Source organism: Mesorhizobium sp. CCNWLY176 (assembly GCF_037153935.1).
GTDB classification, from domain to species: Bacteria; Pseudomonadota; Alphaproteobacteria; order Rhizobiales; family Rhizobiaceae; genus Mesorhizobium_M; species Mesorhizobium_M zhangyense.
Map to the genome: position 1 here is coordinate 224,965 of NZ_JBBBDZ010000001.1, position 11,527 is coordinate 236,491.

Below are 11,527 nucleotides of genomic sequence, written 5' to 3' on the forward strand. Positions count from 1 at the left end.
GTCATGAGCGAGCAGATACTGGAAAGACGGGTCGGCATACGCGGGTGGCTCTTGCAGCCAAACCCTCGCGGCCGCACCCAGGCCACCGCGCAGCAGCTCTACAAGAACTGGCAGCGCTTTTGCGGGTATCCTCTCGGGCTTGTCGGCCTGGCCATCATCGTGCTGCTGATCGTGGTGGCCATCTGTGCGCCGCTTCTGACCAGCTACGACCCGATCGCGCAGAATATGGCGAACCGGCTTGCGGCGCCCTCATGGGAACATCTTCTGGGTACCGACGAGTTCGGCCGTGACGTCTTTTCGCGCATCGTCTACGGCGCGCGCACGACGCTCTACATCATCATGCTGGTTGCCGTGATCGTAGCGCCCATCGGCCTGCTGATCGGCACCTGCGCCGGCTATTTCGGCGGCTGGGTGGACGAGATTCTGATGCGCGTCACCGACGTCTTCCTGTCCTTCCCCGGTCTGGTTCTGGCGCTCGGCTTTGCCGCAGCGCTCGGCCCCGGCATCACCAATGCGATCATCGCTATTTCGCTCACCGCCTGGCCGCCGATCGCGCGGCTGGCGCGCGCCGAGACGCTCAGCTTGCGCAAGGCGGATTTCATCGCCGCCGTCCGGCTGCAGGGCGCTTCGGCCTGGTCCATCATCCTGCGGCATATCCTGCCGATGTGTGTGCCTTCGGTGATCGTGCGCATCACGCTCAACATGGCGAGCGTTATCCTGACCGCTGCCGGTCTCGGTTTCCTCGGCCTCGGTGCCGTGCCGCCTTCGCCCGAATGGGGCGCCATGGCATCCAGCGGCCGCGAATTCATGATCGAAAGCCCGTGGGTCATTGCCGCCCCCGGCATTGCCATCGCTCTCGTCAGCCTTGCCTTCAACCTGTTCGGCGATGCTCTGCGTGATGTGCTGGATGCGCGAGGTGGCGAATGACCGCGCCCCTGATTGAGGCCGCCAACCTTGAAGTGGGCTTCGGCGGCGGCAAGATAAAAGCCGTTCGCAGCGTTAGCTTCACGCTCGGCCGCGAAAAGCTAGGCATCGTCGGCGAATCCGGCTCGGGCAAATCGACGGTCGGGCGCGCCATCATGCGCCTGCTGCCGCCCACCGCGCGCGTCGTCGCAGACCGCTTGCGCTTTCAGGAGATCGATCTCTTGACCGCCAGCAACCGGGACATGGTGCATGTGCGCGGCCGCCGCATCGGCCTGATCCTGCAGGACCCGAAATATTCGCTCAATCCGGTCATGCGCGTCGGCGAGCAGATCGCCGAAACTTACCTCCAGCACTATCCCGCAGCAGGGGGCAAGGCGGCGGCGCGGGCGCGGGTTCTGGAAATGCTCAACGCCGTCAAGATCCGCGACCCGGAACGCGTCGCCAGGCTCTATCCGCACGAAATCTCCGGCGGCATGGGCCAGCGCGTCATGATCGCCATGATGCTGATTGCCGAGCCCGAAGTCATGATTGCGGATGAGCCGACCTCCGCGCTCGACGTGACCGTGCGCCTCGAAGTGCTGAGCCTTCTCGACGAGTTGGTGACGCGCCGCAATCTCGGCCTGATCCTGATCAGCCACGACCTCAATCTGGTCCGCCGTTTCTGCGATCGTGTCATCATCATGTATGCCGGGCGCATCGTCGAGACCTTGGCGGCATCGCAGCTCGGAGAGGCGAGGCACCCGTATACACGGGGGCTGCTGGCATCGCTGCCATCCATCGACCACAAGGTGTCGCGCCTGCCGACGCTGAAGCGCGATCCTTCATGGATCGACGCGGTGGAAACGAACTCATGATCGACGTCCGCAATCTCGTTGTCCGCCTCGGGTCGCCGCCGCAAGCGGTGGTCAAACGCGTGAGCTTTTCGGTCGAGACCGGCGGCAGCTACGGTTTGGTCGGCGAGTCCGGCTGCGGCAAGTCAACGGTGCTGCGCGCCATCTCCGGCCTCAACCCCGACTATCGCGGCGAGATCGAGATCGGCGGCAAGGTTCTTAGCCCTGTTCGTCCCAAGGAATTCTACCGTTCGGTGCAGATGGTGTTCCAGGACCCATACGGCTCGCTGCATCCGCGCAAGACGATCGGCGCGCAGTTGCTCGAGCCGTTGCGCAACCAGCGCCTGCCACGATCGCGTGAAGCGGTGTTCGAGGCGCTGACATCTGTCGGGCTCAATCCCGAGCTGCGTTACCGTTTTCCGCATCAGCTCTCCGGCGGGCAGCGCCAGCGCGTCGCCATTGCGCGGGCTCTCATTTTGGAGCCGCAGGTGCTGCTGCTCGACGAGCCCACATCTGCCCTCGACGTGTCGGTTCAGGCGGAAATCCTGAACCTGCTCAACGAATTGCGCGAGAAGCGGGGGCTGACCTATCTGCTGGTCAGCCATGACCTCGCAGTGATCGCCCATATGTGCGACCGCGTAGGCGTGATGCAGGCCGGACAGATCGTCGAGGAGGTCGAGGCAGACAGGCTGCGCGCCGGCACGCTTGAGCACCCCTATTCCAGGCTGCTTCTGGAAGCGAGCCAGCAATATGGCGGCTCGACGGAAGAGCCGCTTACGATGAACGGAGCCGCGTAAATGAAGATCACAGCCATCGAAACCTACCTGATGCAGGTCGGTGGGCCGGGGGAGGCGAAAAGCACGGCGTCGGCCGGACATTATGAAGGCGGGAATTTCGGCGGCTCGCGCAACTGGCTGTTCGTGCGCATCCTTACCGACGAGGGCATTCACGGTGTAGGCGAGTGTTCCGGGTGGCCGCGCGTCATCGAGACGGCGGTCAAGGATCTCACGCCGCTGCTCATCGGTGAGGACCCGGCGCATATCGACCGCCTCTGGCACAAGCTGCTGGCTTCCATGATGGGGCACGGCATGCTGGGAACGGTCGGCGGTGGCGCGCTGACCGGCATCGAGATGGCGCTCTGGGACATCAAGGGCAAGGCGCTTGGACAGCCGGTGTGGAACCTGCTCGGCGGCAAGTTCCGCGACCGGGTGCGCGTCTACGGCCATGCCCACGACACCAACAAGGCGGATCGCCTGCTGGCGCTCGGCTACACCGGCATCAAGGTCGGCTTCACCGGCACGGTCGATCTGGACCTCGTCGCCTCCATCCGCGACCACATCGGGCCCAAGGTCGATCTGATGGTCGACGCGCATGGCCCCTCGTGGATGACGACGCAGGATGCGATTGCCGTCGGCCGGGAACTGGAAAGCCTGGACCTCCTGTTCTACGAAGACCCGGTGGCGCCGGAAGACCTCGATGCGCTGGCGCGCGTCAGGGACGCCGTCAACGTTCCGCTTGCGGCAGGCGAGCGCGTCAGCACCATCTGGGGCATCCAGCCCTATATCGAGCGCGGTCTGGTCGACGTGATCCAGCCCGACACCGGCCGCGCCGGCGGCATCACCCAGATGCGCAAGATGGCGGCGATGGCTGAAGGCCACTACATAACGCTCGCGCCCCATTCTGGATCGCTGGGCCCTGTCGCGGAATTTGCAGCACTGCACGTGATGGCGACGATCCCCAATGCGCTGATGCTCGAGCGCCTGGAATTCGACTGGGAAGGCCGCGACGATGTCATCACGCCCACACTGAAAGTCGTGGACGGGCATATGAAGGTGCCGGACGCTCCGGGGCTCGGCGTCGATATTGTTATCGAGGAAATCCTCAAATATCCGAGCCGCCGCAACGTGCGCGAGATCAGCCCCGACGACGGTACCGCCTACGCGCTTGGCACCGCGCACGAAGTGCCATATTTCCAGACCCGTTTTGAGCGCCGGCAGAAGCTGCGGATCCATCGCTAGAGTTTGAATATGCTGCTCGATATCCGTGATGGTAGATTCGGCGAGGCGAGAATGTGAGATGATTTCGATGGTTTTCGAGACAAAGCCGTCAAGTTTTGCCGACCAGGTTTACGGGCGCATCCTCGACGAAATCCTGAGTGGGGCGTTCGCTCCGGGTAGCCGCTTGCCCGGCGAGAATGACCTGAGCGAAACCTTTGGCGTGTCGCGGCCAGTAGTGCGCCAGGCGCTGGCGCGGCTGCGCGTCGATGGTCTGGTGGAAGCGCGGCGCGGTAGCGGCACCTATGTGTTGAGCCGTCCGTCGGACAATCTGACCGATGTCACCAGCCTGACCGACGTATCGCGCTTTCTTCGTTACCAGGAATTGCGACTTTCAATCGAAGGCGAGGCTGCGGCATTGGCTGCCGAGCGCCGAACCGAGAAAGCTTTGTCCGACATTGTGCGGGCGCACGAACATTTTGCGCAGCAGATCGGGCATGGCACCTTCGACGCAGAAAGCGACCGCACCTTTCACCTCGCCATACTCGACGCCACTGGCAACGAGTTCTTTCGCGGCGCGCTGGAAGGCAACGGCGTCGTACTCAGCGACTTCATGGGAATATCCCTGTCGATAACCCGCACGGGATCGACCGATCGCGCGCGCAAGGTTGTCTCCGAACATACCGACATCGTCGAGGCGATCCGCAAGCGTGACGCGGTGTGGGCGAGGGCGGCGATGGAACTGCATATCATTCACGCGCGGCGGCGGCTGACGGACCGAACCCTCGACCCATAGTTTTTACGACGGCCGGTTTTCATTCGAGCTTTTCCAAGCCTAAAAGGGCTATGCCGAAAATGTCGTCAAGGAGCCATTGCTTGAGGAGGCGCTGGGTGACTGCTCACACAAACTTGTGGCAAAACGCCTGTCAATTGAACCGGAATCCGTTCTCCAAAAGAGGCTCAGGCTGAAGGCTGTTGGCAACAGGCATTCAGCGTCTTTGAAGTGGGCATATGCTGAAGTCCCGCATCATCGGTGCCTGAAGGCAACATCAGATATGTCACGCCGTTTCTGTTTGCCTTGACACTCGCCTGGCGCATCAGAAGGCGAATATCGTCCGGGGTGTATCCGTCCCTTTTCATAACCTTTCGGATGATTGGTTCGTTCAAGATCTCATCGAGCGTGGGTTCGCGTCCATGTCCCATACGGCACCTCCAAATTTTGATATGCGGATCATAGACGCAAACGATGACCGCGTGATGTCCGCAATCCGGCTGATATGGGAATTCGCACTTCCGTTGTCACGGTTGTCGGACTGCACGTAATTGTGAGAACGCGAGTGTTCCCGACAGTCGGTTCGCTGGAAGGGCGACGGAGCCGTTGGCTTCCCGTGCCTATCTCCCCGAAAATCTGGGGAGTTGTCGGATGCTTGTTCTCTCCTTGGCAAGGCGCAGCATGCTGGCAGGAGTGCCGGTAATGGCGACCGGTTTTTTCCACCCCGTCGGGCGTGGGTTCATTCGCTGTCGAGCCCAAAGCGGAGAATGGCGCGCCTGATGATTTCGGCGATTCCGGAGCGGCGCTGAAGGCAGGCGTCGCTCTGCGATCGATGGAGGCTTCACCTGCAAATAATGCCGCTGCGACGGCGTTGGAGCGCACCTGTCCCGCTGAATGCTCGCGTGAAAACGCCATTGTGGCACGCGCTTGAACATGAGCGATAGGGCAGCCGGGAAATCCAGGATGGGTTCCTAGAACGCATCTCGTTACGACCATCGCTCGTAGGCATCCCGAATATGACTGCTGTTCTTCCTCAAACGGTGAAGGTGGAACCCGTCAGTTCAACCGCGTGGGGTTCAGTAAAGCCATTTCGCAGGCGCCATCACGATCTGCGGAAACAGTATCAGCAAAGCGAGAAGCACCAACTGGATGAGGATGAAAGGGGCAGCTCCTTTCACCACCTCGATGTATCTGATCTTGGCGATTGCGCAGACGACGTTCAGAACCGCACCAACGGGCGGCGTGATCAGCCCTATGGCTGCCGTCATGATGAAGATCACGCCGAAATAGACGGGATCGATGCCGGCTTGCTTGACGATCGGCAACAGCACCGGCGTCAGGATCAGGATCGTGGGGATGAAGTCGAGTGCCGTTCCCACCACGACCACCAGAAGGGTGATGACGATCATCAGCAGCAGTGGGCTTTCCCGCAACGGCCCGAGCCAGGCGCCGATTTCGCCGGGCACATTGGCAATGGCGATCATGTAGGCCGTGATGCTCGCCGCCGCGACGAGGAACATGACGGCTGCCGTGGTGCGCACGGTGGCCGTGAAGCAATCGTAAAGGCGCTGAAGCGAAAGCTCCCGGTAAACGAAGAAACCGGTCAGGATCGCATAGACGCAGGCGACGACGCCGGCCTCGGTGGGTGTGAAAACACCGGCTTTCAAACCGCCGACGATGATCAGCGGAAGAATGAACGCGAAGCCCGCATCGAGCGCTGCCTTGCCGATTTCCTTTCCGGAGCGGCGGGGAAACACTGCTGTGTCCTCGCGGCGGCTCAGCCACCACCAGGCGATCGCCAGCGCGAGCCCCATCAGGATGCCGGGAACGATGCCGGCCAGAAACAGCCGCGTGATGGAAACGCCGCCGGCAACGCCGAAGACGATGTAGCCGATTGATGGCGGCAGGACCGGCGCGATGATGCCGCCGGCGCCGATCAAGCCGCCCGAGCGGCCCATATGATACCCGGCCTCGCGCATGATCGGTATCAGCATCCCCGCAAGCACGGCCGTATCTGCGATCGCGGAGCCCGAAAGACTGGCCAGCAGGATCGCAGTGACGATCGCGACATAGCCCAGGCCACCACGCAGATGCCCGACCAGCGCCAGCCCGAAATTGACGAGACGGCGCGACAGCCCGCCCGCATTCATCGCCTCGCCTGCGAGCAGGAAGAAGGGAATGGCGAGCAGCGGAAAGCTGTCGGCGCCATTGGTCATCTGCAGCGCGATCGACTGCCAGTCGAGCGCGCCGAGATACCACATCATGGCGACGCCGCTCAGCAGCAGGCCGAAGGCAATGGGAACGCCGATCAGAATCGTGGCCAGCAAGACTCCGATGAAGATGAGAAGCACGATCATGAAAGATCATCCGTTTCGGCCGTGCCAGGCGACAGCACCGCGCCCAGCAGATCGGCGAAAGCGATCACGCCGATCGCAAGCCCGGCCAGGAAAGGCGCGGCATAGGTGAGGCCGGTCGGGAGCCCCGATACCGGAGCGATATTGGACATGTTGGCCACGGTTTGGCTGAAGGCACCGCTGGCCAGAATGGCACTGCATATGACGATGCCGATGTCGGCAAGGATGCGGCAGATGCGCTTGCTGGCAGGCGACAAGGTCGCGGTGAGCAGGTCGACGCCGAGATGTTCGCTGCGGCGGGCAACCAAAATCGCGCCCAGGAAGGAAATCCAGACGAACATCATCCGGGATAATTCGTCGGTGACGGTTATGCCGCTGTCGAAGACATAGCGCATGACCACATTGGCAAAGACCAGCGTCACCATGGCAGCCAGCACGAGCACCAGTGCGGCTTCCAGCGCGCGGAAACCAAGGTCGGCCGCTCTGAGCAGAGCGGCGCCGACATATCTCGATGTCATCGGTCGTCTCCCTCGATGGCGAACACGCGTGCCGGCGCGCCATCGGCATTCACTATCTTGAGCGGCGCTGCGCAAAGGAGCAGGCGTTTCTCACGCAAAGCAGCAGTGTTGACGACATATTCGATCAGCGTCACGCCGGCGCGCAGAAGAATGTCGTGCGTCACGTGCTCCTCGTCCGGAACGCGCACATTGTCGAGCAGAAGCCGGATCGGATAATCCTGCGGAAAATCCACGGCGAGCGCCCTGGGCTTGAGTTCCAGCAGCCACTGTGCTGCCTCGCGCGTCAGCCAGGGCGCCTCGGTCCAGAATTGCCTCGTCTGGTAGTCGCGCTTCAGATCCCATTGGGTCGCCAGCAGCAGGATGTCGCCCTCCTCACCGCCGGGATCGGCAGCGGCAAGCGCGGCGGGCTCGATCGCGGTGTTTGCCTCCACGGCCGACAGGTCGAAGACGCGGCAGCGGCCGACGACCTGTTCGAGTGGCGTCGCCTCGATGGTGGGTGCGCCATCGATGAAATGAGCCTGCGCATCGACATGCGTGAAGCCGTGGCAGGTGGTAGCCAACCGTGTCACGCGAAACTGGTCTCCGGCGGACTTGTCGCCCTTGACGGCTATCTCCGGCTGCCACCGGAAATGCTCACTCACCGGCATGCTCAGATCGACGATGCGCATAGCTCTATTCCTTCGTTAACCCGCCAGTTCGGCGATGCGCTCAGGCAGGTCCGGACCAAACTTGGTGGCGAAGTCCCCGCGAACCGTATCCGCCACGATGGCCCGGAACGCCTCGCGATCCGGATCCTCGACGGTCTCCATGCCTTCCTGCTTGAGCGCCTCGAGGCTGGTGACTTCACGCTCGGTATTCATCTGGCGCTGCCTCTTGGCAGCCTCCTTGGCTGTCTCCAGCAGTGTGTTGCCGAGCTCTTCACCCAGGGCCTCGAACTTGGCCTTGTTCATCACCAGCGGCGACGTGGTAAAAGCATGCTGAGTCAGCGAAAGATAGCGCTGAACCTCGAAGAATTTCGAATTCAAAATCAGCGTCGTCGGGTTCTCCTGCCCGTCGATCGATCGCATTTCAAGCGCTGTGAAAAGCTCGGTAAAGGCCATCGGCGTCGGTGCTGCGCCGAGCAGTTCGAACGCCTTGATGTGAGCGGGATTGGGTGTGGTGCGGATCTTCAAGCCATGCAGGTCCGCCGGCGTTTTGACCGGGCGTCGGCTGTTGGTGACATTGCGCCAGCCGGTCTCCCAGGTCGCCAGGGCAACCAGCCCTGCATCCGAGAAGCCGGCGCGCAGTTCGTCTCCGATATCACCGTCAAGCACGGCTGCGACGTGGCCGCGGTCCTTGAAAATGAAGGGCAGATCGAGAACGTTCAGTTTCGGCACCAGGCCGGTAAAGAACGGATTTCCCGTCACCATCATGTCGAGCGTGCCTGCACGCACGGCATTGATCATGGTGGAATCGCTGCCGAGTACGCCGTTGGGAAACAGCTGGACGCCAAGCGCGCCGCTGGTCCGCTCCTTCAGGGCCTCGTCCATCCACTGGCCGGCGTCCTGCCAGCTGTCCGTGTCGGGGTGAGGATGGGCGAGGCGCAACGTCTTGGCGGCGCTCGCCCGCGCCAGATGAGGCATCGCCAGCATTGCCGCAGTCGTGCCGGCTCCAGCCAGGAAAGTACGTCGGGTGAGGTTCAGTTTCATGGTTCCTCCCATGTCGATTCGTGTTGGTATTATCTGTTTCAGGCTCGCCCTTCAGCGAAGAAATGAGCATCCTGAAGGCGGCGCAGTTTCATAAGCTCGCTGTCTTCCGGAATTTCGAGATCGGCCATTCTGATCGGCTCGCCTTGCCTGACCGGACGTGACAGGCGTTTGTTCGAGGCAAGGTAGAATGGCGCCGGTGCGTCCGGCACAAGCGGGCCGGCCGGCAGCATCATTGATGAAACGCCCTCGATCGAATGGTGATGTCCGCCCATGGCAAGCGTTGTGCCGGCAGCCAGATCGACATCGGCAACGGCCACAAGATCGACGTGGTGGGAAGGCTCGGTGGCGCCAGTGGAAACGCCGTTCATTCCGGCCGCCAGGATGCTGGTTGCGGCTTCGAGGCCAAGAAGATGGCGCGGAATATAGACCATTGCGGCGTTGCCGTTCCGGCTCACCACATGCCCTTTCTCCTCGAGCATCTTCCAGGTCGGGCGATCTTCGCAGCGCACCACCACGAAGACCCCGCCAGCAAAGCTGATGCCGCCGGGATCACGCAGGCAATGGAAAACCTCAAGCCTGCGCGGACCGGAAAGGATACCACCCTCCGAGGTCTCGCACAGAATGGTAGGCACTTCGTCGATCCGGGCTATCGGCGCATGAAGCTGCGGACGATCGGGCGCGAAGCCGACAGCGTTGGCGACGACTGAAAGTTCGCACAAATCGGGCACTGCGCGCTGCGGCAGGGCCGCCGCCGCCCTGGACCGCGCCTCGGCCACCAGCGAACTGTCACGCCCGTCGAGACGCGCGTATTGGCCAAACTCCGGCGCCGACACGGTCCTGCCGTTGCTCGTCAGCGTCCCGGCAGCGGCGTCGAAGACGAAATCGTATTCGCTCGACTTGCCTGCCGCGATAATCTCGAAACCCAGGGTCTCGGCCCAGCTTACAAGTCCGATCAGCAGGCTAGGCTGATCACCATCGACCGGCGTAACAACCTTGCCGCGCGATCTGGCCATAACGGCAAGGCCGGGACCGACCACGCTGTCAACTTCTTTCGAAACCAGTGCGAGATGCCGTCCAGCCTCGATCGCCATCCGTGCGTGTCGCGCTCCGGCCTCCGGGTGACCGGTGGCTTCCACAACGACGTCCACGGGCAGGCCGGCAACATGCTCAAACTCACCGGCGGCGATGAAGGCACCTTCATTCCAGGCTTTTTCCGCCGCCTCCGCGTTATCGCAGACGCGAATGTCCTCGCGTGCAATCCCAACCGCCAACATGGCCTGTAAAGCAGTTTGCGCATCGACGTCGACAGCCACGCGAGCGCGCATGAGCGGCACCCGCAGGCCCTGCGCGAGGAAGCTTCGCCCGAAGCCACCCGTTCCGATAACGCAGGTCTCGATGAGACGGTCGCCGGCATTGAAGTATGCGTGATAATTCATCGAGAAATTTCTTTGTCTTTCTGAAAATAGTCCTGGGCCGCAGAACGGCCTCGAATTGAACTCGTATCCAGCGGGCGGTGGTTCCCGTCCCGCGCGTCTCCTTCCCGCGCGCGCAACCTCACTGCATGCAATCACGCCTCAGCCGAAACTCAGGCGGCCTGTTTGGACCGCAGTTGTCGCGCATCAGGGCCGCTTTAAAAGCTCATTGCATGCAATATAGGCAAGCTGTCAATGGGCTTGTGCCTTTTTTGCGGTGTGTCTAGGATGTTTGCATGCAATATGCCTCAAAAACGACAGACCAATCCGGACTTGAAGCGACTTGGCCGCGGGGTCGGCGCTCTACCTTCGTGGCCCAGCGCGTTCGCGACATGATTGTCGCGGGAGATATAGAAGCGGGAACGAGGATCAACGAGCGCGTGCTGACGGAGCAGCTGGGCGTTTCACGAACTCCGCTGCGCGAAGCCTTCAAGATCCTCGAGGGGGAGGGCCTTGTCCGCATCGATCCCAACCGCGGAGCAACGGTGGTCGGCATCTCCCCCGAAGAGGTGGAGGCTGCCATCGAAGTGCTGATCGGGCTGGAGAGCGTGGCAGCGGCGCGCGCCTGCGAACGGGCAACACCGCAGATGATCGCAGAGATCGAGCGGTTGCACGCTGAGATGGTCGATGCCTATCAGCGCGGTGAGCTCATGGAATATTTCCATATCAACCAGACAATTCACCAGCGAATCGTCGATTGCGCACACAATGCCACGCTGTCACGCATCTATGCCGCAGAAAGCGCGCGCATCCGCAGATATCGCTACGCCGGCAATCGCCGATCCGAACGCTGGGCGCGGGCGGTGTTCGAGCACGAGCAGATTCTCGACGCGCTCAGGCAGCGCGAGGGGGCGCTCCTGCGCGAGGTGCTGCGCGCGCATCATCTGAGCGGATGGGGCGTGACGCGGAACGTGCTGGAAGGTGAGTTGTCGAAAGCGGAGAACCAGACATTACCGGGAGACCGGTAACGTCCTT

At 62.1% G+C, this 11,527-nt stretch carries 12 protein-coding genes; 6 read left to right on the top strand and 6 right to left on the bottom strand.

What is annotated here, in order from left to right; genetic code table 11:
- Positions 1 to 3: 3 nt before the first annotated feature.
- From nikC to WBQ96_RS01070, 5 genes are all read left to right on the top strand, one after another.
- The gene (gene nikC, locus WBQ96_RS01050; RefSeq protein ID WP_336547015.1) at positions 4 to 927 is read left to right on the top strand and encodes a nickel transporter permease; all 924 of its coding nucleotides are present in this window, start codon (positions 4 to 6) and stop codon (positions 925 to 927) included.
- On the top strand, positions 924 to 1,778 hold the full coding sequence (locus WBQ96_RS01055; protein ID WP_165117444.1) for an ABC transporter ATP-binding protein: 855 nt from the start codon (positions 924 to 926) through the stop codon (positions 1,776 to 1,778). The genes nikC and WBQ96_RS01055 overlap by 4 nt, the downstream gene beginning before the upstream one ends.
- Positions 1,775 to 2,551, top strand: a complete 777-nt coding sequence (locus WBQ96_RS01060) for an ABC transporter ATP-binding protein (protein ID WP_165117442.1) — start codon at positions 1,775 to 1,777, stop codon at positions 2,549 to 2,551. The genes WBQ96_RS01055 and WBQ96_RS01060 overlap by 4 nt, the downstream gene beginning before the upstream one ends.
- Positions 2,552 to 3,772 (top strand): mandelate racemase/muconate lactonizing enzyme family protein, encoded by a 1,221-nt coding sequence (locus tag WBQ96_RS01065; RefSeq protein ID WP_336547014.1) that lies wholly within the window; start codon positions 2,552 to 2,554, stop codon positions 3,770 to 3,772.
- Positions 3,773 to 3,839: 67 nt separating this feature from the next.
- Positions 3,840 to 4,544 (top strand): FadR/GntR family transcriptional regulator, encoded by a 705-nt coding sequence (locus WBQ96_RS01070; protein WP_246245726.1) that lies wholly within the window; start codon positions 3,840 to 3,842, stop codon positions 4,542 to 4,544.
- A gap of 164 nt (positions 4,545 to 4,708) precedes the next feature.
- On the opposite strand, the gene WBQ96_RS01075 is transcribed toward WBQ96_RS01070, so the two are convergent.
- The 6 genes from WBQ96_RS01075 to WBQ96_RS01100 form a co-directional block, all read right to left on the bottom strand.
- Positions 4,709 to 4,951: a hypothetical protein gene (locus tag WBQ96_RS01075; RefSeq protein ID WP_165116863.1), complete on the bottom strand. Its 243-nt coding sequence runs from the start codon at positions 4,949 to 4,951 to the stop codon at positions 4,709 to 4,711.
- Positions 4,952 to 5,596: 645 nt separating this feature from the next.
- Positions 5,597 to 6,874: a TRAP transporter large permease gene (locus WBQ96_RS01080; RefSeq protein ID WP_336547255.1), complete on the bottom strand. Its 1,278-nt coding sequence runs from the start codon at positions 6,872 to 6,874 to the stop codon at positions 5,597 to 5,599.
- A complete protein-coding gene (locus tag WBQ96_RS01085; RefSeq protein ID WP_165117436.1) occupies positions 6,874 to 7,392 on the bottom strand; it encodes a TRAP transporter small permease in 519 nt (172 codons plus the stop codon). Before WBQ96_RS01085 ends, WBQ96_RS01080 begins: the two co-directional genes overlap by 1 nt.
- Positions 7,389 to 8,060 (bottom strand): cyclase family protein, encoded by a 672-nt coding sequence (locus tag WBQ96_RS01090; protein WP_336547012.1) that lies wholly within the window; start codon positions 8,058 to 8,060, stop codon positions 7,389 to 7,391. Before WBQ96_RS01090 ends, WBQ96_RS01085 begins: the two co-directional genes overlap by 4 nt.
- Positions 8,061 to 8,075: 15 nt before the next feature.
- Positions 8,076 to 9,080 (bottom strand): TRAP transporter substrate-binding protein, encoded by a 1,005-nt coding sequence (locus tag WBQ96_RS01095; protein ID WP_336547010.1) that lies wholly within the window; start codon positions 9,078 to 9,080, stop codon positions 8,076 to 8,078.
- Positions 9,081 to 9,118: 38 nt separating this feature from the next.
- Complete coding sequence (locus WBQ96_RS01100; RefSeq protein ID WP_336547008.1) at positions 9,119 to 10,516, bottom strand: NAD(P)H-dependent oxidoreductase; 1,398 nt, start codon at positions 10,514 to 10,516, stop codon at positions 9,119 to 9,121.
- A 272-nt stretch (positions 10,517 to 10,788) separates the two neighbouring features.
- Here WBQ96_RS01100 and WBQ96_RS01105 point away from each other — a divergent pair, with 272 nt between their 5' ends.
- Positions 10,789 to 11,520 carry a GntR family transcriptional regulator gene (locus tag WBQ96_RS01105; protein WP_165117428.1) on the top strand — a complete coding sequence of 244 codons (732 nt, stop codon included), beginning with the start codon at positions 10,789 to 10,791 and terminating at the stop codon, positions 11,518 to 11,520.
- Positions 11,521 to 11,527 lie beyond the last annotated feature (7 nt).